Below are 21,871 nucleotides of genomic sequence, written 5' to 3'. Positions count from 1 at the left end.
CTAGCTAACCAAACATAATATTATGTACTTTCATATTAGTAGGACTCATGAAAGGAGTCTTCTTTTTTGCATATAAATACAGACATAATATATTGATATTCATCTATTATTTGTAACAATAAGAACCAACATTATATATTTCTATTAATTTTATAGAATGTATAAATATCTTTATAAGAGAGGTTGATTTATAAATGAGTAAATATGATATGAAATATGGTAAAGAAAAGGTAACCTTCTCAATACCTGATCAAAACTTTTTAGGTGTTATTGAAAGTAAAGAAAAAACTGATAAAAAAAGTGAAGAGGAAACTATACTAGATGCTCTTGAAAATCCTATAGGAAGTGAAAAGCTTCGCCATATAGTAAAACCTGGAGATAAAATATGTCTAGTTATCTCAGATATAACTAGGGCTTGGCAAAAAATGTCTTTATATCTTCCATATATAGTTGATGAATTGAATAAAGCTGGTATCAGTGATGATGATATAATATTTTTAAGTGCTACAGGTTCTCACAGAAGTCATACTGAAGAGGAACGTAAAATACTTTTAGGCGAAAATCTATATAGTAGATTTACTCTCTACGATCATGATGCATTAGACGAAGCTAACCAAATATATTTAGGAACTACTTCTCATGGTACACCTGTAAAGATAAATAAGCTTGCAGCTCAATGTGACCATATAATTCTTACTGGCGCTATAGTATTCCACTTATTAGCTGGTTATGGTGGGGGTAAAAAATCAATTTTACCTGGAATCTCATCTTATGACACTATAATGAAAAATCATGCTATGTGTCTAAATCCTGAGCTTGGTAGTGGCTCTAATCCTGAGGTTAGAAGTGGTAAAATAATAGACAACCCTATATATGAAGATATGCGTCAAGCTGCTGATCTTGCAAAACCATCTTTTCTATTCAATGTAATAATGGGTTCTGATGGTAATATAGCTTATGCTGTTTCCGGCAACTATTATGAAGCTCATGAAGCTGGTTGTAAAATAGTAAACGAAATGGATTGCGTGTATATTAGTGAAAAAGCTGATATGGTTATAGCTACTGCTGGTGGATATCCAAAGGATATAAATTTTTATCAAACTATAAAAACAGTAATTAATGCTAAAGAGTGCATTGAAGAAAATGGTGTAATGATAATTCTAAGTGAATGTATTGACGGTTTTGGAAATGAATCCATAAGAGAAATAGTTCAAAACTATAACTCCTTATACGAAAGAGAAAAAGCCTTAAGAGAAAATTACTCCATAGCTAAATACATAGGCTACTATACTACAGAAGTTGCAGAAAAATATAATTTTATTTTAGTATCTAGTTTACCTGCTGAAGCCTTATCCATGGCAAATATACATGTAGTTAAAACTGTAACTGAGGCTCTTGAGCTTGCTTATAAAATTAAAGGTCATAACTTAAAAACTTATATAATGCCTCATGGAGCAAATACATTCCCAAAACTTAAACACATATAAAAATAGCCCTATCAAGTTTTTCTTTATCTACTTGATAGGGCTTAATTCATAGAATGCATTAACCTCTCTTTACATCAAATCTAATACCTGTTTCTTGTAATTATAAACTTATCTAATGTTACTATATTCATTAAACAATAAAAATTTTTAAAAATATTTAAAAATTTTTAAAAATATATTTTTAAACCACTATAAATGTGATAAACTATCAATAATAATGCAAATTATTTACGAAAATTATAATACTGCAAAATTCACATAATTTGTAGTAAAAGCTTTTAAGGGAGGATATTTAATATGACTAAAGAACTAGCAGTTGTTTTAAATGATAATGGACAAACTGAAACAATGTACGATTCAAGTATTATTAAAGTATATTCAAAAAAAGAAACTCAATGGGAAGTAGTAAATGAATTTCAATTTACTCTTAAAAATTTAACATCAGTAAAATCAATTAGAGAAAGCATACTTAATCTAATAAAAACATTAGGTGAATACAAAATAATAGTAGCAAAAGAACTAAATGGTACTCCTTATACCGTGCTGGATATGGCAGGGTTTACTATACTTGAAGTTGAAGGTGCTCCTGAAGACTTTTTAGATGATGCACTAGAAAGCATAGAAGAATATCAGTTATCCAAGCTTTCAGCAGCTAAAGAAAATGAAACTAATATAGGTCCAATACCAACAAATAATGAAGGTTGTTACTACATAAATCTCAAAGATCTTGAAATTAACAATCCAGGGGTTAGTACCAAACAAGCATTAAGACCTTTCCTAAACAATACTACTTTCTATGAGTTAACAATCATTTGTGGTCACGTACCAATGTGGTTAGAAGATGATCTAAAAAAGCTTAACATGGAATCAACTATAACAAAGGTTAACCCTGGCGAATATAAAATAACAGTTTGTCATAAGACTTGTGACAAAGCTTAAAACTATATTTTACTTAAAGTTAATATAAAAAGCATGGCGTATACTAAGTAACGACCATGCTTTTTATATATGTGTTATGTTCTATATTTGAAGTCTTGTAACAACTTCTCCACCTTCGATATGTTTGTCCATGATTTCTTCTACATCATCTGAAGTTACTGCACCGTACCATACTCCTTCAGGATAAACAACCACTATTGGTCCTTGGCTGCATATTCCGAAACAACCTGTATTGGTCAACATAACGTCTCCTGATAAATCTCTGCTATCAATTTCCTCCATGAATTCGTTAACTATATCTACAGCTTTTTGTGAGTGGCAAAATCCTTGCTGTTTTCCATTAGGTCTACAGCTAGTACAAACGAAAATGTGATGCTTTGGATTAACCATAATAATTACCTCCTAAAATAATTTTGAAAATACTTATAAATTTCAAATTTTTAAAATTAATCTCTAAATTAAGATATCATAATTCGTCACTAATTTCAACACTTTAATGACATATTATTAAAATTCATTTGATTAATATAAAATTATATCAATATTATAGATATAAAATTACTAATATGTTATAATAATATTATATGTAATTCTAAATTAAATAAAATAAAATAACGAGGTTTAAAGACACAAATATAAAAATTTAACCCCATACTCTTAAAAGTATGGGGTTTTTGAACAATCTGTAATAATTTTTAATTATTTTGTATATTGTAACGCATCTCTACCTTCATCGCCGTTACTTATACGTATAACATTAGCTACATCATAAATAAATATTTTTCCATCACCTATTTTACCTGTATGCAGTACTTTTTTTGCAGCCTTTATAACTTCATCAACAGGAACATCACAAACTACAATTTCTACTTTTATTTTAGGTAACAAATTAATATCAATAGATACACCTTTATAATATTCCTTATGTCCCTTTTGTGTTCCGCAACCTAAAACATTTGAAACTGTCATTCCTGTGATTCCAATTTTATTTAACTCATCTTTCAAATCCTCAAATTTACCCGGATTCAGAATGATATCAACTTTAGTCAATTTTGCACTCATTTCACTACCCCCTTACATTTGGTTGAGCATACAATAATAGTACATATTTGATATAAAATCAACTTTTACCAAGGACAATTTATACAGAAACTTACTAACTTATACCACCGTAAGCATCTTCTCCATGTAATGAAACGTCTAAACCTGTTTCTTCTTCTTCTTCTTTTACTCTTAAGCTAGTGAATAATCCAATAACCTTTAGTATTATAAATGTAACTAACGCTGCATATACAACAGTAGCTCCAATAGCTACTAATTGAGCACCAAGCAACTTTGCACTTCCATAGAATAATCCATCTGCACCTGCTGGATTTATTGTTGTTGAAGCAAATATTCCAGTAGCTATTCCTCCCCAAATTCCTCCAATTCCATGACAACCAAAAGCATCTAAAGCATCGTCGTATCCGAATTTTTTCTTAATAATTGTTACTCCGAAGAAACATATAGCTCCTCCTACTAGTCCTATGAATATAGCTGCTAAAGGACTTACAAAACCTGCACCTGGAGTTATTGCTACTAGTCCTGCTACCAATCCACTAGCAACACCTAATGATGTTACCTTTTTTCTATGAAGTAACTCACAAGCACTCCATCCAATAGCTGCTGCTGCTGCTGATGTATTAGTTGTTATAAAAGCGTTTAATGCTATATCACTCACGCCTAATGCACTTCCTGCATTAAATCCAAACCATCCGAACCATAGTATTCCCGCACCTAAGAATGTCATTGGTATATGATGAGGAGTAATTGTTTCTAATCTTTTTCTTTTTCCTAATACTATTGCTGCGACTAAACCTGATACACCTGAACTAATGTGCACAACATTTCCACCAGCAAAGTCTAGTGCACCTAAGTTTCTTATCCAACCTCCAACACCCCAAACCCAGTGTGCAACTGGATCATATACAAATATTGCCCAAAGTAAAACGAATATTGCAAATGCTCCAAATTTCATTCTTTCCGCAATAGCACCAGATATTAAAGCTGGAGTTATTAGCGCAAACATAAGTTGGAATAGCATAAATACTTGATGTGGAATAGTAGCTGCATAATCAGCGTTTGGCGCATATCCAACACCATTTAACCCAACCCATTGAAGATTTCCAATGAAGCCTCCAATATCTGTTCCAAAGCTTAAAGTATATCCTATTAATATCCATTGGATTGAAACTATAGCCATAGCTGCATAGCTATGCATTGTAGTACTTAACACATTTTTTCTTCTAACCATTCCTCCATAAAATAATGCTAAACCTGGAGTCATCAGCATAACTAATGCTGTTGAAAAAATCATAAACGTTGTATCTGCTGCATTGATATTATTCATTTTAGATCCTCCTTAATCATAAATATATTTTTTTATATTATAAATAACCAAGTCATTTATAATATAATTGGATATTTTATCTTTTGATTCTTCATCATTATGTTTTCTTAATTAATTATTATGTTTTCTTAATTAATTATTATGTTTTCTTAATTAATTTTATGAAAAAACATCCACAAATAATAAATTTAAAATTGCAATTATTTAGACACCGTGCCTTTAATAATTAATAATTTATTAATTTATTAATTATTAATTATTAATTCAACAATTTATAAATTATTAATTCATGTTTTAAATTATAAATCCTTTATTAATAAAATTCAATAGTTTTTTATTAAAATAATAATTTTTTTATCAAAAAAATGTTTTTTTTATTTTAAAATACTGTTATATTTTTCATTATAATAATATTTTCTATTATTTAAACATTTTCATGCCATGTTTTATAACATATAGTTTCTAATGTAAAATAAACATATCTGTACCAAATCCACCTATAAATAATTTTATACCTAACTCTTACCATAAGATTTTACAACGTTTTAATTGATTCAGCATTAAAGTATCTAGTTATTATATTATTATTTTAATAATTCCATTATTTATTTGAAACTCTTTTCTTATGTTTTATGTATGTTAATACGCCTAAAAAAATAGGTATAATTACATAAATTGGCACATAAGCATATTTAGGTAGTATTTCTAGTCCTATTTCAATGTGTTGTGTAAAGCTGCTTGCAATTAATAATGAGCTAATAATAATAACTACACAGACAGGAATTATAAAAACTCTATGATTTTTCACTTTAAATATATCAGCAAAACCAATTATTGATGCATAAGTAAAAACCGTAATTTTTGTAAATCCTCCTATAATTAATATAAGTATTGCAAAAAAACCATATTTCATAGCTAACTTTGCACTATTTACATTAGGAGATATCATTGTAAATACAATAGCTTCTATTCCCAAATAACAAGCATATGTTATTACAATCATAATAATTATATTTATTACAATTAACGGTGTTCCTTCTAATGCCGTTACCATAACTAATTCACCAAAGTCCCTTAATACTCTAGCAGCAATATAAGCAAAGTATAAAACATATAATAATGCAATAAATCCTCCAAGATACTTTCCTATTCCAGTATTGGTTGTATATTTTTAAAATTAATCTCTGGAAGAAGAAAAACAAATAAGATTATAGTTCCTCCAATAGCCCATGTATATAGAATCTCTGCTATTCGTGTTATTACCTCTATTCCAAGGCGAGTTCCTATAATAATAACAATTGAAATAAACTAATAATCCAAGTATTTTTTTATAGTTTTTTCTAAGATTTAAAATACTATTCTAGAAGTTATAGGGCTCCAATCTCAGAACTGGTAACATATCCCTAAGTTTGAACAAAGTTAATTTATAGTTTATAGTATAAAATTCATATCTAAGTGGGAAATTAACTGTTGTAGTAATATACTAAAAATTTAAATTATATAAAACTAGGAGGTAAAATACTATGCAATTAGCTTCCCACGAAATATATGATCTACATGAGTTAACACTAAGTTGTGTAAATTCTATAACAAATATGGCTCTATTTATAAATTCGGTAAAAGACCAAGAATTAAAATCTATGATACAAGGACACTTTCCAGCCCACATTCAAGACTATAACATGAAGGTTGAATTTATTAGTAAAGCCAGTGGCTCAACACAAAAACTGAATGTTCCTAATCTAAATGAGGTTCTACAGGACTATACTAAATCACCTGTTAACAATTTTCCATCAATTACACCAAGAACTAGCATACAGCAAATGGACGATAGAGAAATAGCTACTGCCTATCTTTTGACTCTAAAAAGATCAGGAAGAGAATATGCCTGGTCTGCTATGGAGGCAAGTAACCCTAATCTAAGACAGTTTCTAAAGGATGCATTTACAATGAGCTGTAACCACGCTTATGATGTTTGGCAGTGGATGGTTAAAAAAGGATATTATCCACTAGAACCAGCATCTCAAAGTACAACAAATGTTTTATCATCTATATATAAGGAAGTTAAAGAACCTGCATTAGTTTAATTATGATAAAGATTAGTATGTCAACTATAGTTGATACACTGATCTTTTACTATTTAGAATATTTCTCACTACTAGTAGCATTATTGTTTTTATAGAATATAATATATTAATGACTTTATTAACATAAGTAACTCGAATATATAAAATCCTTAATATAATAAGAATAGCTAATTACGTTTTGGAGGAGAATTTTATGTATAATAATATCATAAAAGCTGCCGCACCTTGTGTTCATAATTACAACGGTTATAAACTTTATCCTGCTAGTGAATATGCTATAGATGATGATTTTGATGACGTGGATGAACTTGATGATGATGATTTTACTGATACAGATGATATTGACGGAGATGATGATTTAGGTGACGATGAAGAGCTAAATGATGATGTTTTAGATGAGAACTATGAGCTTGACGATGACATTGAATTTGATGATGACGGCGAACTAAGTGAGAATGATGACTTTGATGATGTAGATGATTAGTTATTTTGAAAATTAGTTCAAGTTAAATGTATATGTGAAATCTTAACAAAAAAACTACTGGCAAAATATTTTGCTAGTAGTTTTTTTGTTTATCTAATAATTATCTTTTCTAATGCTCCTCTTGAAGCCCAGAACTCTGTTTATCCAACTTCTTGTGTGTTTCTACCTGTAAATTGACTATTATAAAGTTCTGCATAAAAGCCTTGTTTTTCAAGAAGCTGTTTATGATTACCCTGTTCAATAATTCTACCATTATTCATAACAAGAATTAAGTCTGCTTCACGGATAGTAGATAACCTGTGAGCAATTACAAAACTCGTTCTTCCTTTCATAAGGTTATCCATAGCTTTTTGTATCTGTACCTCAGTTCTTGTATCAACGCTACTTGTAGCTTCATCAAGAATCAATATTGTAGGATCAGCAAGTATTGCACGTGCAATAGTTAAAAGTTGCTTTTGACCTTGTGAAATATTAGAAGCTTCTTCGTTAAGCACTGTATCATATCCTTCTGGTAAAGTTCTAATAAAATGATCAGCATGAGCAGCCTTTGCTGCCTTAAAAACCTCACCTTCTGTGGCACCTTTACGACCATAAGCTATATTTTCTTTTATAGTACCATTAAATAACCAAGTATCTTGGAGTACCATACCAAACATAGTTCTTAAGTCTCTACGCTTTATATCTCTGATATCAACACCATCAATAGTTATTCTTCCCTTATTAATTTCATAGAAACGCATAAGCAGGTTTATAAGTGTTGTTTTACCTGCGCCAGTAGGCCCAACTATAGCAACGGTCTGCCCTTGCTTCACATCTATATTCATATCCTCCATAAGGGTAACAGTTTCTTTGTAGCCAAAGCTAACATTTTCAAATTTAACTTCACCTTTTAATGGAACTACAACTATATTATCACTATCTCTTATTTCACCTTTTACAAAATCAACAATTTTAGCATGATCTTTATCTGAAATTTCTTCAACTTCATCTAGTATTTCAAATACACGTTCAGCAGCTGCAATAGTGGACTGAAGAATATTAGCTATATTAGCAGTCTGAACAATTGGTTGACCAAATTGTCTTGAATACTGGATAAAGGCCTGGACATCTCCTAATTCTATAGACTTTTTAGTTACAAAAACTCCTCCAACTACACATACAAGTACATAACCGATGTTATTAATAAAGTTCATTAAAGGCATAATTATTCCCGAAGCAAATTGAGCTTTCCAGCCTACACTATAGAGCTTTTCGTTAATTTCATTAAACTCTTTTATGGACGTATCCTCATGGCCAAAAGCTTTTACAATTTTATGACCAGTATACATTTCTTCAACATGCCCATTTAAATTACCAAGAAGCTTTTGTTGATCTGCAAAATACTTTTGTGATTTTTTAGCTATACCTGTAGTTACAAGTATAGAAAGTGGTAAAGTTACAATAGTAACAAGGGTTAACCAAGGGCTTATTGTAAGCATCATAACAATAATACCTACAATTGTTACTATAGAAGTTATAAGCTGCGTTAAACTCTGCTGCAGTGTTGTAGAAACAGTATCTATATCATTAGTAACACGACTTAATATTTCACCATGAGTACGTGAATCAAAATACTTAAGTGGTAATCTAGCAAGTTTATCATTTACGTCGTTACGCATATCAAAAACAGTTTTCTGCGCAACTCCTGCCATTATATACTGTTGAACATAACTAAAAATTGCACTTATTACATAAAGACAAATTAAATAAAGTATTATGTTGCCTATATAATTAAAGTCAACACTTGGAACACCTTGTTCTTTTAATTGAAGCAGCTTACTTGGATTTCCTCCTTTTTTAACAGCTTCAGCTGCAGCACTAAGCTCTTTATAATAGATATGTTTCTTCATAATACCTTCAAATAATTTTGTTGTGGCCTTACCCATAACCTTAGGACTTACAATACTAAATACTGTACTTAGAATAGCTGTAAAAAATACTGCTATAAGATTAAATTTACGCGGTGATAAATATTTAATAAGCCTTCCTAGAGTTCCTTTAAAATTCTTAGCCTTTTCCGCAGGTCTTCCAAGAGCAGCTGCAGGGCCTCTTCCTATTGATTTATTTTGTTCACTCATGCTAATTCCTCCTCTGACAACTGTGAAGATACAATCTCACTATATATATCACAGTTTTCTAGAAGCTCTTTGTGATTGCCAATTCCTACAATTCTTCCTTCATCTAACACTATAATTCTATCTGCATCCATTACAGTACTAACTCTTTGAGCTACAATAATCATAGTAGAATTTTTTGTCTCACTTTTAAGGGCTTTTCTAAGTTTTGCATCAGTTTTGAAATCCAGTGCTGAAAAACTATCATCAAATATATACACTTGCGGTTTCCTTACTAATGCACGAGCTATAGAAAGACGCTGTTTTTGCCCACCTGACACATTATTTCCTCCTTGGGCGATAATGGAATTAAATCCTTCTTTCATATTAGATACAAAATCAATAGATTGAGATATTTCAGCTGCGTGCTTAATTTCTTCATCTGTAGCATCTTCTTTGCCATATTTAATATTTTCAGAAATTGTACCAGTAAATAGCACAGCTTTTTGCGGAACAAAACCTATTTTTTGTCTAAGCCTTTCTTGAGACATTTCTCTTACATCCACTCCGTCAACTAAAATGCTCCCCTTATCAACATCATAAAAACGTGGTATTAAGCTAATGAGAGTAGATTTTCCAGAACCTGTACCTCCAATAATAGCAGTGACTTCTCCTGGTTTTGCACTAAAGGAAATGTTATTTATAGCTGGCTGTTCTGCACTTGGATAGCTAAATGTAACATTTTTAAATTCTACATATCCTTTTTCCATATTAGCCTCTTTGAATTCCTTAGGATCATTAATTTCTGCTTCCATATCAAGAACTTCATTTATTCTCACTGCAGAAGCCTCAGCACGTGGTATCATAACAAACATAATGGAAACCATAATTAAAGAAAACATAATTTGCATGGCATATTGTATAAATGCCATCATATCTCCTACTTGCATATTCCCATTATCAATACGAATACCACCTATCCAAACAATTGCTACAGTTGTCAAATTCATTACAATCATCATAATAGGCATTAAAGCAGCCATTATTTTATTAACTTTAATAGCATTATCCGTAAGATCATTATTAGCATCTAAGAATCGACTTTTCTCTTCCTCAATACGATTAAATGCTCTTACTACTCTAATACCTGTAAGATTTTCACGTAAAACAAGGTTTAATCTATCAAGTTTTACCTGCATCAATTTAAAAAATGGTATTCCCTTTCTTGCTACAGCAAAAATAGCACCTGCAAGAATAGGAATTACAATTACTAACACAAGAGAAAGCTCTGCGTCTTTTGATACAGCCATAATAATACCGCCTATGCACATCATTGGAGCTGATATCATCATACGTCCTATCATAACTGTTACTTGTTGAACTTGATTAATATCATTTGTTGTTCTAGTAATCATAGATGCTGTTCCAATTTTATCAAATTCATGCAGTGAAAAGCTTTCTGTTTTTGAAAAAACCTTCCCTCTAATATCTCTACTGAATTTTGTTGCAACCTTTGAAGATAGTATGCTTGCTGCTATAGTACATGTAGCACTTCCAGCTGCTACAAGCAGCATAAATCCTCCAATTCTCATGATATAATTAATATCACCTTTAACTATACCCGTATCAACAATATCAGACATCAACGTTGGAAGATATAATTCAGCAATAGATTGAATAAAGAACAATAATAGAATAGCTACTATAGTCATTGTATAGGGTTTTAAATACCTAAATAGCTTAATCATAAATTATCAACTCCTGTAAGTTAAATATACTAATAGTTTAATTTTTTATTATATATGTTTATTTTTTAATTAATTCAGCTAATCACTCAGTAGTTTCTTAAGTACCTCTAATCCTTCAAATACTTTACTCATGCTCTGTCTCCAAAGAACTATAATTTCACGGAAAAGTTCTATTAGCTTCATAGTCTTATCTAATTCTTCCATTTTTTCACCTTCCCAAAAATATTTCGCATAGAAACATTTCGTTTACGAAATAATTCTATGCGAAATATTCTATATTGTCAATAATTTAATTTTTCTTCACTATACTTTATAAACTCTTTAATACATTTAACAATTCCATCTTTTGTTTTCAGTACTTCTGGAGTTACTGAATTCATAGAAGCCGTAGCTGAGAGAATAGGCACAATTTCTGGAACTAACATTATAAAAGGATATAAAGAATTAATTAAACAATTTATTAAAATTAAGTTATAATATAATTAATTTAAGATTATATTTTTTAGGAGGAAAACGTTATGAGAGCTGAAAATATAAAAATTACAACCTATGTTGGCACATATACCAATGGAGAAAGTGAAGGAATTTATAAGTTTACATTAGATACAAAATCAGGGAAAATTGAAAATTTACAGTTAGCTGCAACACTTGATAACCCAACATATTTATGTGTAGACAAGTATAATAAACATCTTTATTCCGTGGTAAAATTAGATAACCGCGGAGGTGTAGCTTCCTTATTAATAGATAGTTCTACAGAGAAGCTTAAGCTAATAAACTATCAGGTATCAGAAGGAAAACCACCTTGTCACGTTAACATAGATAGCGATAATAAATATTTATTTTCAGCCAATTACCATAAGGGAACTATTGAAGTATTTCCAGTAAATATAGATGGCAGTATTAGCTCCCCCTCATCTATAGTAACTCATGAAGGTTCTGGTCCAAATAAAAATCAAGAAAAAGCCCATGTTCACTACGTCGCTTTAGATTCTGAAGAAAAGTATCTTCATGCCGTAGATCTAGGTATAGATAAACTGGTTGTATACGATTTTAATGAAGGCATTCTATGGAAATCAAACCACAGCTCTATATCTTTAAAGCCTGGATGTGGACCAAGACATATGACTTTTCACCCAAATGGCAAATTTGCATATATAATTTGTGAACTCAGTTCAGAAATTATTGCCTTGGAATATGATAAGTTAACCTATAAATTTAAAGAAATACAATATATTTCGACTCTTCCTGAAGGATACATAGGAGAAAATTCTGGTGGAGCTATTCAAATATCCGCTGATGGGAATTATTTATATGCATCAAATAGAGGCCATGATAGTATTGTTATTTTTAACATAGATAATATTTCTGGCAAACTTAAGTTAGTTGATCATACATCCACAGAAGGTTCTCATCCTCGTGATTTTAATATTGACCCTACTGGAAGGTTTCTGATTGTAGCAAACCAAAATTCAAACAATGTAGTTTCATTCTCAATAGACAATATTACTGGCAAGTTAACTGAAATAAATTCTAATATCAATATACCAAACCCCGTATGTATAAAATTTTTGAACATGTAAAACTCCTTTATATAGGGTTCCTGCAGGTCAACTTAACTTACACGATCGAATATGTTAAGTTTCAAGTCTGGAACCCTATATAAATAAAAGTGTGGTTTGTTTCACCACACTTTACTATTTTCCTAAATAACCTTATTCTAATAAACCTTATCTACATTATATCCGGCTTCATTTAAAGCATTAACTATATCGTCAATATGTTCATGACCGTTAGTTTCTACTGTTACCTCAAGAACCACATGTTTTAATCTATCAATTGCTTTAAATTGATTATGATCTAATTTTATTACATTAGCTCCCTTTTTAGCTAGTATTTCAGATATTTTAAGTAATTGTCCTGGACTATCTTGTAATCTAACAGAGAAACAGAATATTCTACCTCTAGATACTAATCCATTATTTAAAAGTGATGCTATAGTTACTACGTCTATGTTTCCTCCGCTTATTAGAGATACTACTTTTTTACCTTTAAACTTTAGTCTCTTTAAAGCGGCCAAAGACATTACTCCTGTTGCTTCTGCTATAAGCTTATGTTTTTCTAACAATATAAAAACAGCTTCCATAAGTTCATAATCACTCACTGTAACAATTTCATCTACATATTCTTTTATAAATTCAAAAGTTATATCTCCAGGTTGCTTTACAGCTGCTCCATCCGCAATAGTGTTAACTTTATCTGATTGAGTTAACACACCACTTTCAAAAGATAACTTCATAGCATTAGCACCTTCAGCTTGAACACCTATTATCTTTACATTAGGATTAGTAGATTTAGCTGCTACAGCTATACCACTTATTAATCCACCACCGCCGATAGGTACTAATATAGCATCTACATCTTTTAACTCCTCCATTATTTCAAGAGCTATAGTTCCCTGTCCAGCCATAACATCTACATCATTAAATGGATGAATAAATGTATATCCATGTTCTTTTTCTAATCTCTTAGCTTCTTCATATGCTTCATCATATACTTGTCCTGCAAGTACTACATCAACTCCATAGCTTTTAGTTGCTTGTACTTTTATTAATGGTGTTGTTTCCGGCATAACGATGGTTGCCTTGATTCCAAGTTTACTAGCAGAATATGCAACACCTTGAGCATGATTTCCTGCTGAAGATGCTATTAGTCCTCTTTTTTTCTGTTCCTCACTAAGTTTACTTACCTTATTTAATGCTCCTCTTAACTTAAACGCCCCAGTAATTTGAAGATTTTCTGGTTTTATATATATTTCGTTACCACTTTCTCTGCTAAACTCTGAGCTATATATTAATTTAGTATTCACACATATATTTTTTATTCTTTCTCTAGCCTCTAATACATCACTTAAAGTCAAAGAGTTTGTTTCATCTTCTAATGTTAACACTGAATTTTCATTCATAATTTAATCCCCTTTCTTATACTTTGCTTAATATTTCTACTACTCTATTAATATAATTCATTTCACTTTTTTAATTTTAACAACTTAAAAAGTTCATAATCTCCCCATTTAGATTCATATAGTGATTTTGCAAAAATCATGTATTAGAAATTAATTTATTAAAAAAACAAAAGTCTTCCGTCCTTACAAGCATAAAATTTTATGCTTGTAAGGACGAAAGACTAAACTTCCGCGGTACCACCTTATTTGTAGTTACATATAGCAACTACCTCTTTCCTCAGGTCATCTATTAAAATACTATATATAATCATAGTAAACCATAACCATATATCGCTGGTAAACGTCCTTGTTTACTTAACAAAAGTCTTTCAACTTGGAAGCTCCGGAGTGATCATTATATATTCCTGTTAATGCTAATTCACACCTAATATTAGCTCTCTGTAATTAACAACTTGAATATTTTTTTCTCCATCTTAGCTTTTATTTTCATAAATTACTAAACTTGTTTTTAAGTATATTCTACTTTTTGAGAGTTGTCAATATTTTTTTAGTGTATTATTAATTTATATGTTTCTACTTTACTTATTAATTTTATGATAACCCTTATTATAGATACCCACAAATTAAATTTAACTTATACGTAGGGATATATTGCCAATGTTGAAGTCACATTTAAATATTTTTTTATTAGTCTTAGCGAAAATTTGAGAGAAAATCTTAGAACTTTAGATATGTCTGAGGTACGAGTTTATCAAAGTTCTTTTATATTATTATGAAACTCCTCTTCCTTTCGTCAGAGGAGTAAGCGATTCGCACAAAATCATAGATTTTGGCTCTCTGCTTAAATTTAAGCTTTAGACTAATTAAAAATATTTAACGTGACGAAACATGGTAATATATCCGGTGGTATAAGTTAAATTTCGGGCGTGGTCATCTATAACTATAACATAGTCAAAATAATTGGTTCTCCTTGAGTTACTATAATTGTATGTTCATATTGGGCAACTAAACTACCATCTGTAGTTCTTAAAGTCCATCCATCATCTTCTTCATACACTCGCTCAGCTTTTGTTGATATAAAAGTCTCTACGGCAAGTACAACTCCATTGGCTAACAAACCATCAATAGACTTATTAAAATAGTTTGGAATATACTGCGGGTCATCATGCAATTTTTTACCTATGCCGTGTCCAGTCAAATCTTTAATTACTGTAAATCCATTACGTTTTGCTTCGTTGTATATAGCTCTTCCAATTTGATTTATTTTAGCTCCAGCTTTAGCTTTCTCAATTCCTTTGAAAAAGGCTGATTTTGAGCAATCACAAAGACGTTTACCCACTGAAGCTACTGGTTCTACAGGTATACTTATACCTGTATCTGCAAAATAACCATTTAATTCTGCAGATATATCAATATTCACTAAATCCCCTTCTTTTATTGCTCTTTTCCCTGGTATACCATGAGCTGCTACATCATTTATACTTATACACGTAGTTCCTGGAAAATCATATTCACTTTTTGGGGCAGAATGTGCTCCATACTGTGTAAGAATTTTTTCTCCCATAGCATCAAGCTCAGCAGTGGTTATGCCTGGTTTAATATATTTAATCATCTCTTCTCTAGCTAATGCAACTATTCTTCCAATCTTCTTTAGTTCCTCTAGGTCATTTTCATTTTCAATTACCATAAGCAAACCTCCTTTAAAACTATTAATCTTATTATATCCCTTAGATTATTAGTTTAAAAGCCAACAAATTAAGTTGTTTGAATTTTTACACTAAAGTGTAATCAGTAGAGCTGCGCAAGTAAAATATCTATAAAAATAATAGTTTACCTATAGAAACTCCTAATATACTTCCAAATACTACAACTATAATATTTAAGCGAAAAAGAGCAAGTATAATAGCCGCTACACAACCTACTACTGCCGCAGGAATATTGTTAGTTGAATATATTATTCCAGGGAAGTTTCAGGCAGTATATCTCCTAGTAGTAATCCTATGCATGTACCAAAATTCCAAGAAGCAAAGGCTATAATATTTAATCCTAAAATAAACCAAGGATTAATCTTTTCTTCCTCTTTTAGTGATGCAACTGCAAAAGTCTCATCTGTAATTCCATAGGCTAGTACACTTAATAACTTTATAGATGTATTTTCAGCAATTCTTTGTGATAAAGATGATGACATGAGGAAATGTCGAAAGTTTAGTATAAATGTAGTCAATACTATCTCTAATGTACTTGCTCCCATAGCCATTAAATTTACACCTATAAATTGACTTGCACCTGCATAGATAAATAATGACATACATATGCTAATCAGATTTGGAATACCTGATGATTTTGATATTAAAGCAAAAGTAATTGCAATTGGAATATATCCTATAGAAATTGGAATTCCAGCTTTAATTCCTCTAACAAAGTAATCTAGTTTACATATTGAATCTTTCTTTGCATTTATTTTAGTCACTTCTTTGTTAATATGTTCTACCATTCATTTCCTCCCAAGACAAAAAAACTTTATATACTAATTTATTTAAATAGCATATAATATGCACTATCCATTGCATCGTATGATTTATCTACTATTCAAAAATAGAAGCTATGATCCTTTTGTAGCTTTACATGGTTTAGTATAAACTTACTATATTTTTATTCACATTTTTAAAATTATGCCATATACTATTATTGCACAATCAGATTTTTGGAGGTTTGCAAATTAAATATGTATAACGATTATTCACAACCTTATTGTCCCTTTATACAATATCTGTACATGGCACCTAGAACTTCTTACTATCCTGATATAAATTATACTGCAAATACATTAAGCTACTATAACAACTTCCAACCTGAAGCAAACTCATATTTCCGAGGAAATCCTTGGGAAAATATCAATGAAAATATTAATGTTAATCCAAATATTAATCCAAACCCTAAAGTAAATCTAAATTCTAATATTAATCCAAATCCTAAAGTAAACGTAAATCCCAAAGTAAATGTTCCAGAAACTTTTAAAGATAACATCAAAGATAAAGTTAAGGAAACCCCTAAAGTAAACACTAATATAGCTAATAATGAAAATGTTATTGTTGCCAAAAAAGTTTCTCCTGAAAAACATGATCATAAAATAACTCTCGACTCTATAGAAATAGGTATTATCTTGAATAAAATACAAATAGAAGAACCTGCTATACTTAAACACTTAATATCTAATGGAGTTCCTCACAATATTGCATTAGAAACTATAAAAAAAGTAATTTTATTTACTTTGTCACACCACGGTCGAAACGTTTAATTTTTTAAAAGTAATACTATAGCTTCATAAATACTATAGTATTACTTTTTTTAATTTACTTTATTTTGTTTTTCATTTCAGATCCTATATATAGCACAAAAGTAATAACTCCCACTATCCAATGAAACCCAAAAGCAGCTCCACCAAATCCATATAGTTTTAGTTTGTTAAAGTACTTTTCAGCAAATGAATTAAATAAATCCTCAATTTCTTTAGGTTCCATACTATTTATTTCTTTCTCTGTAATAGTTCTAAAATTAATGCTATTTATTATACTTGAAAAATTATCTACTGCAGAATCTATCATTGACATAATTAATATGTCAGCCACTGCTCCTTTTGTAGATTCATCAATAATAGTTAGATTATTTTCTATTATATCTTTAATTATGTCATCTACTATATTTTTTATATCTATGCCTATTTCCTTATTTTCAATAATTGTTTCTAATATAGCAAATATAGAGTTATTAAGCTCTGTAGCATTAAGTAATTTACCAACATTTTTAGCCTTTAGTTCTTTATGAAATAAGTAATGAATACAATTATTAAGTCCATTCTTAATTGCTTTACTATTATAAAGTAAGTTATTTAATTTTTCGCATGTATTTTTAATACATTCATTATGTAACTCACCTGTAAAACTACTAATATTTTTTGATAATATCATTTCTTTAAAGATATTATAACCAAGTGAACCATATTCATTTACAAGCACAGGCTTTTTCTCATGAATACTGTGACTTAAACCCTTTTTTAAAAATATTGCTTCGTCTTTAAACATATTTATCAAATCTTCTATATTATTAATAAGTAAAGTTTTTAAATATTCTTTTACACTAGTATTTGTTATACAACTTACTATGCTATCTGTGATACTTGCTATTCGGTTATTTACTATTTGTATGTTTTCTTTATTATTAATAAATTCATTTATTACATTCAACATTTCATCTCGTTGAAGTTTAATATTAAAATCATCAATAGTGCTTTTAGCTATGTGATTATTTATAAAATTCCTTAATACTGTATGAATTTCTTCTTTTTTAGACTCTATAAAAGCTGGAAATTTATCATTTACTAAGTTATCTACAATAGATGATATTATCTGATCTCCACCAAGCATATTATAACCCATTATTTCAAAGAAATTTAAATTTTCCTTAGTAGTAGTAATTGCTACTTCCGATATAGCCTGTTGGTTATTTACTAATCCTTTTATAATAGATTTAATTGCACCTTCTGCTATAGATGTAAAATTATTTTCTAAAGTTTTTATAAAAAATCCGCCTAATAATTCTTCTATCTTTTTATCTTTTCTAAATTCCTTTGAAATTATCTCTTGTAACCATATAAATAATTTATCTCTAATCTCTTTATCACTGATTTTATTTACTATAATGCTGGTCAAATCTTTCTTTAATTTCTCAACATTATCTGAATCAATAAAATCTTTTACAGGTTTCTCTAAAATATTTTCATATTTCTTACCAAATCTTAATACTAAATTATGTGTTTTTTCATGGTTATCAATGTAAAATAATAAATTGTTTATTTGATTCTCAACTTTATTATTTAAGCTTTTTTCAATTAATAAATTAAATTCCTTTGGAATAGTTTCTGCAATTGATTTTTTTGAATTCAGTACACCATATACCTTTTCATCTGTTAATTCGTGAATATTTCTAACTTTTGCTATTATCTGATTCTTTGCTTTACTTTCAATTTTAGATAGATCAAAATTATTAATGTTAAGGTTACCTAATTCATCAGTTAAAGCCTTCGAAATTTTGGCTTTATTATTATTTGCAAAATCTACAATTATTTTATAAATTTCATCACTAATAATATTGAAATTTTTGTTTAACTCTTCTGATAACAACTTATAGTTATCCCTAGAAAGTTTTTTGTTTATAGCATTATGAACAGTATCTTTATTTTTACTAAATAACTTTTTAATACTACTTTTATTTAGCAATTGTTCATCGATGAAGGCACTTATAGATTTAGCGAACTTAGGTTTTCTGCTTACTATTACCCCTGGAGTAAAGGGTATTTTAATTCCTAATATTCTCTTTTCTGTATAAGGTTTAAAAATCATTGCTATAGCCTGCACATTTGTGAGCCATCCAACTAATCCATATACTATAACACTAATAATAGTACCGGTAGCATAATTGTATTGAGCTATAGATTTATCAAAAAAGTACATACCTACACCAACAATTGCTCCAAGTACAGCTCCAATCACAGTAATTGGCTTCATTTCTTTTCCCATAAATTCTTCAACCATTACTTGAAGTTCTTCATCTTTTAAATTGTGTAAATTGCTAGAAACCGCTTTCTTTACATTACCTTTTAAAATATATTCTAGATTATTTTTTATTAATGATTGAATAACTTCTGTTAAACTACTATTAATATTTTCTATTTTATTTATACTATCACAAAGCTTTTTAAGCTCTAGATTTTTTAAATTGCCAAGTAATTTATCTGTATTTATGTAAGCCTTATCAAAAGCTATACCTAACAAAGCATTCCTCAGTTTATCATCCATACAATCATATAAATTTGCTTTATCTATATTTTTATTAAATTCATTATAGAGTAAGTTTATTATATTATCCTTATGGTTATTTATTTGTTGTATTATCATATCCTTAATATTATTAGAATTCGATGATAGCATTTCCTTATTTATTATTTCTTCAAGCTTTACATTGTTAATGGTTCTTAAACTTTTAATTAATTCATGAGTTACCAGTTTAGTAGCCTTATCTGTATATATAAATTCATACTTTACTGCATCAAGTAGTTCTTTTTTAATATAACTATGAAAAATACTACATAAATTTACATTACAAATATCTTTTATTTTTTTATTTAATAATGTACTAAGATAGTTCTCAGGGATATATTGTATGTAATTAATAATATTATTAGTTATAAAGGAAATAATATTTGCTTCAGTAACCACCTTACTTTCTTCTAGAATTCCAACAATATGTGATAGTTTTTCTTCTTTAAGATAACTAATAATCATATCAGTTATATCTGTAGTTATTGACTCTATATCTGTATTTTCATCTAGATATTCTGTTATTTTTGAAACTATATTAAAGTTACTTGTGGCATCATTTACAAATTTATCTTTAACCATTGATATTATGTTCTTTTTCATTGCATCATCTATAGAATCAATTGTATCATCTATAGCTTTTTCCACTAAGCCTTCTATATCTTCCTTGTTCTGTTCTATCCATAGTATTAGTTCTTTTACAACATACCTTAACTTATCTTTTAAAAAGTGATCAATACTATATTTTAAATCATCTGTAAGTAAACTCAATATTGGCTTATCTATTGATTTTAAGATATTAACTAATTCTTTGCTCAAACTATTTACTAGTAGTTTTCCTTCATTGCTTTGTAAGAAATCATTTATCTTTAGTAATAAGTTTTTGCACAAAGCAACACTATTTTTTTCACCAATAAAATCTATAATTCTTTTATTTAATATTTCCTCTTCCAAACCAGTTAAAATTTTATCTATTTCTAAGATATTAATTGTATTTTCAAAAGCTTTATTTATTTCAGTGTCAAAGCTATTTTTTAAATCCATATTAAAGTTTCTAAGATTTTTTTCAAGGTTTATACTTACTTCATTTACAAAATCACTGCTAAGTAAGTCACTGAAAGTTAAAGTCTTGTTTTCGTCATAAAAATCATTCAATCCTTTTTCTATAAAATCATTATGTTTTAGTACAGCTATAATAGATTCAAACAAGGCTTCACTTACATAACTGGTTTGTTCTTTATTTAATATATGCTTTAAATAAATATTACTACAAACGCTATTAAAAACAGTTGGAAGGTGCTTTTTAATCCAGCTATTTTTATACTCCTTAATTTTATTTATTGTTAAATCTAATCCTTCAATGTTACTAAAACGTAAATTAGAAGTATTCTTATAAATGCTTGTTTCTAAGAAATCGCCAACAAGCTTTGAAATACTCTTTTTAAAAGAATCTGTATTTAACTCACTAATTAAAGTTTTGTCCTTTATTAAATCTCTTTCTACTAGGGAACTTACGTTATCTATAAATTCCTTCTTAGTTTTAACTACTATGCCTCCTAGTTTAAACTTACCAACTCCATATTCTCTAAATATCATTTTTATTGCTATGGCATTAGTTATATACCCTGTTATTGCACCAATTAGAACTTCTTTTATAAGATTAAACTGCATGGTTTCCTGATTTCTAAAACTATGACAGATTAATTTTTGCATAGTTTTTCATTCTATTAACTAATAGAACGGTAGTATCACAGGATTCAACTACTAGGATTAAGACAACTATCTTAAAATCTCGATTTACAT

The 21,871-nt window shown here is 29.2% G+C and carries 17 protein-coding genes and 1 other annotated feature; of the genes, 6 read left to right on the top strand and 11 right to left on the bottom strand.

The annotated features are described in order from the left end of the window. Positions 1 to 194 precede the first annotated feature (194 nt). On the top strand, positions 195 to 1,487 hold the full coding sequence (larA, locus tag HGI79_RS14415; RefSeq protein WP_185651397.1) for a nickel-dependent lactate racemase: 1,293 nt from the start codon (positions 195 to 197) through the stop codon (positions 1,485 to 1,487). 297 nt (positions 1,488 to 1,784) lie between these two features. After that, positions 1,785 to 2,426, top strand: a complete 642-nt coding sequence (locus HGI79_RS14410; RefSeq protein WP_185651396.1) for a Fe-only nitrogenase accessory AnfO family protein — start codon at positions 1,785 to 1,787, stop codon at positions 2,424 to 2,426. Between the two features lie 81 nt (positions 2,427 to 2,507). Here HGI79_RS14410 and HGI79_RS14405 read toward each other — a convergent pair whose 3' ends face one another. The 4 genes from HGI79_RS14405 to HGI79_RS23505 all read right to left on the bottom strand — a co-directional run bounded on the left by HGI79_RS14405 (position 2,508) and on the right by HGI79_RS23505 (position 5,965). After that, the gene (locus HGI79_RS14405; protein ID WP_185651395.1) at positions 2,508 to 2,816 is read right to left on the bottom strand and encodes a 2Fe-2S ferredoxin; all 309 of its coding nucleotides are present in this window, start codon (positions 2,814 to 2,816) and stop codon (positions 2,508 to 2,510) included. Positions 2,817 to 3,125: 309 nt separating this feature from the next. Then, positions 3,126 to 3,488: a P-II family nitrogen regulator gene (locus tag HGI79_RS14400; protein ID WP_185651394.1), complete on the bottom strand. Its 363-nt coding sequence runs from the start codon at positions 3,486 to 3,488 to the stop codon at positions 3,126 to 3,128. A 94-nt stretch (positions 3,489 to 3,582) separates the two neighbouring features. Further along, complete coding sequence (locus tag HGI79_RS14395; RefSeq protein WP_185651393.1) at positions 3,583 to 4,815, bottom strand: ammonium transporter; 1,233 nt, start codon at positions 4,813 to 4,815, stop codon at positions 3,583 to 3,585. Positions 4,816 to 5,416: 601 nt separating this feature from the next. Next, complete coding sequence (locus tag HGI79_RS23505; protein ID WP_313885217.1) at positions 5,417 to 5,965, bottom strand: GerAB/ArcD/ProY family transporter; 549 nt, start codon at positions 5,963 to 5,965, stop codon at positions 5,417 to 5,419. A gap of 373 nt (positions 5,966 to 6,338) precedes the next feature. On the opposite strand from HGI79_RS23505, the gene HGI79_RS14385 reads away from it, so the two are divergent. Then, positions 6,339 to 6,902, top strand: a complete 564-nt coding sequence (locus HGI79_RS14385) for a spore coat protein (protein ID WP_185651391.1) — start codon at positions 6,339 to 6,341, stop codon at positions 6,900 to 6,902. 193 nt (positions 6,903 to 7,095) lie between these two features. Continuing rightward, entirely contained in the window at positions 7,096 to 7,386 is a 291-nt protein-coding gene (locus HGI79_RS14380) for a hypothetical protein (RefSeq protein WP_185651390.1), read from the top strand. Positions 7,387 to 7,526: 140 nt separating this feature from the next. On the opposite strand, the gene HGI79_RS14375 is transcribed toward HGI79_RS14380, so the two are convergent. The 3 genes from HGI79_RS14375 to HGI79_RS23300 form a co-directional block, all read right to left on the bottom strand. Then, positions 7,527 to 9,503 (bottom strand): ABC transporter ATP-binding protein, encoded by a 1,977-nt coding sequence (locus HGI79_RS14375; RefSeq protein WP_185651389.1) that lies wholly within the window; start codon positions 9,501 to 9,503, stop codon positions 7,527 to 7,529. Further along, a complete protein-coding gene (locus tag HGI79_RS14370; protein ID WP_185651388.1) occupies positions 9,500 to 11,227 on the bottom strand; it encodes an ABC transporter ATP-binding protein in 1,728 nt (575 codons plus the stop codon). The genes HGI79_RS14375 and HGI79_RS14370 overlap by 4 nt, the downstream gene beginning before the upstream one ends. Positions 11,228 to 11,305: 78 nt before the next feature. Next, positions 11,306 to 11,431: a hypothetical protein gene (locus tag HGI79_RS23300; protein WP_278046716.1), complete on the bottom strand. Its 126-nt coding sequence runs from the start codon at positions 11,429 to 11,431 to the stop codon at positions 11,306 to 11,308. A gap of 314 nt (positions 11,432 to 11,745) precedes the next feature. Here HGI79_RS23300 and HGI79_RS14365 point away from each other — a divergent pair, with 314 nt between their 5' ends. Continuing rightward, a complete protein-coding gene (locus tag HGI79_RS14365) occupies positions 11,746 to 12,810 on the top strand; it encodes a lactonase family protein (RefSeq protein ID WP_185651387.1) in 1,065 nt (354 codons plus the stop codon). Between the two features lie 137 nt (positions 12,811 to 12,947). Here HGI79_RS14365 and ilvA read toward each other — a convergent pair whose 3' ends face one another. From ilvA to HGI79_RS14350, 3 genes are all read right to left on the bottom strand, one after another. Continuing rightward, positions 12,948 to 14,192, bottom strand: coding sequence for a threonine ammonia-lyase (ilvA, locus tag HGI79_RS14360; protein ID WP_185651386.1), 1,245 nt, complete (start codon positions 14,190 to 14,192; stop codon positions 12,948 to 12,950). Positions 14,193 to 14,398: 206 nt separating this feature from the next. Beyond that, positions 14,399 to 14,676, bottom strand: a binding site (T-box leader). Between the two features lie 456 nt (positions 14,677 to 15,132). Continuing rightward, positions 15,133 to 15,879 (bottom strand): type I methionyl aminopeptidase, encoded by a 747-nt coding sequence (gene map, locus HGI79_RS14355; protein WP_185651385.1) that lies wholly within the window; start codon positions 15,877 to 15,879, stop codon positions 15,133 to 15,135. Positions 15,880 to 16,146: 267 nt separating this feature from the next. Further along, positions 16,147 to 16,686 carry an AzlC family ABC transporter permease gene (locus HGI79_RS14350; RefSeq protein WP_185651384.1) on the bottom strand — a complete coding sequence of 180 codons (540 nt, stop codon included), beginning with the start codon at positions 16,684 to 16,686 and terminating at the stop codon, positions 16,147 to 16,149. A gap of 231 nt (positions 16,687 to 16,917) precedes the next feature. Here HGI79_RS14350 and HGI79_RS14345 point away from each other — a divergent pair, with 231 nt between their 5' ends. Then, positions 16,918 to 17,490 (top strand): hypothetical protein, encoded by a 573-nt coding sequence (locus tag HGI79_RS14345; RefSeq protein WP_185651383.1) that lies wholly within the window; start codon positions 16,918 to 16,920, stop codon positions 17,488 to 17,490. A 55-nt stretch (positions 17,491 to 17,545) separates the two neighbouring features. Here the strand turns inward: HGI79_RS14345 and HGI79_RS14340 are convergent, their stop codons facing one another. Beyond that, positions 17,546 to 21,781 (bottom strand): DUF445 family protein, encoded by a 4,236-nt coding sequence (locus HGI79_RS14340; RefSeq protein ID WP_185651382.1) that lies wholly within the window; start codon positions 21,779 to 21,781, stop codon positions 17,546 to 17,548. Positions 21,782 to 21,871 lie beyond the last annotated feature (90 nt).

It is taken from the genome of Clostridium sp. DJ247 (genome assembly GCF_014231265.1).
Note: the sequence above shows the minus strand (reverse complement) of the source record. Positions and strands in the feature narration are given on the sequence as shown.

Bases quoted from the DNA above. Each gene is read 5' to 3' on its own strand.
- HGI79_RS14365 (WP_185651387.1), top strand. From the start codon at position 11,746: ATGAGAGCTGAAAATATAAAAATTACAACCTATGTTGGCACATATACC.
- HGI79_RS14400 (WP_185651394.1), bottom strand. From the start codon at position 3,488: ATGAGTGCAAAATTGACTAAAGTTGATATCATTCTGAATCCGGGTAAA.
- map (WP_185651385.1), bottom strand. From the start codon at position 15,879: ATGGTAATTGAAAATGAAAATGACCTAGAGGAACTAAAGAAGATTGGA.
- HGI79_RS14375 (WP_185651389.1), bottom strand. From the start codon at position 9,503: ATGAGTGAACAAAATAAATCAATAGGAAGAGGCCCTGCAGCTGCTCTT.
- HGI79_RS14405 (WP_185651395.1), bottom strand. From the start codon at position 2,816: ATGGTTAATCCAAAGCATCACATTTTCGTTTGTACTAGCTGTAGACCT.
- HGI79_RS14345 (WP_185651383.1), top strand. From the start codon at position 16,918: ATGTATAACGATTATTCACAACCTTATTGTCCCTTTATACAATATCTG.
- HGI79_RS14410 (WP_185651396.1), top strand. From the start codon at position 1,785: ATGACTAAAGAACTAGCAGTTGTTTTAAATGATAATGGACAAACTGAA.
- ilvA (WP_185651386.1), bottom strand. From the start codon at position 14,192: ATGAATGAAAATTCAGTGTTAACATTAGAAGATGAAACAAACTCTTTG.
- larA (WP_185651397.1), top strand. From the start codon at position 195: ATGAGTAAATATGATATGAAATATGGTAAAGAAAAGGTAACCTTCTCA.
- HGI79_RS14370 (WP_185651388.1), bottom strand. From the start codon at position 11,227: ATGATTAAGCTATTTAGGTATTTAAAACCCTATACAATGACTATAGTA.
- HGI79_RS14395 (WP_185651393.1), bottom strand. From the start codon at position 4,815: ATGAATAATATCAATGCAGCAGATACAACGTTTATGATTTTTTCAACA.
- HGI79_RS14340 (WP_185651382.1), bottom strand. From the start codon at position 21,781: ATGCAAAAATTAATCTGTCATAGTTTTAGAAATCAGGAAACCATGCAG.
- HGI79_RS14350 (WP_185651384.1), bottom strand. From the start codon at position 16,686: ATGGTAGAACATATTAACAAAGAAGTGACTAAAATAAATGCAAAGAAA.
- HGI79_RS23300 (WP_278046716.1), bottom strand. From the start codon at position 11,431: ATGGAAGAATTAGATAAGACTATGAAGCTAATAGAACTTTTCCGTGAA.
- HGI79_RS14385 (WP_185651391.1), top strand. From the start codon at position 6,339: ATGCAATTAGCTTCCCACGAAATATATGATCTACATGAGTTAACACTA.
- HGI79_RS14380 (WP_185651390.1), top strand. From the start codon at position 7,096: ATGTATAATAATATCATAAAAGCTGCCGCACCTTGTGTTCATAATTAC.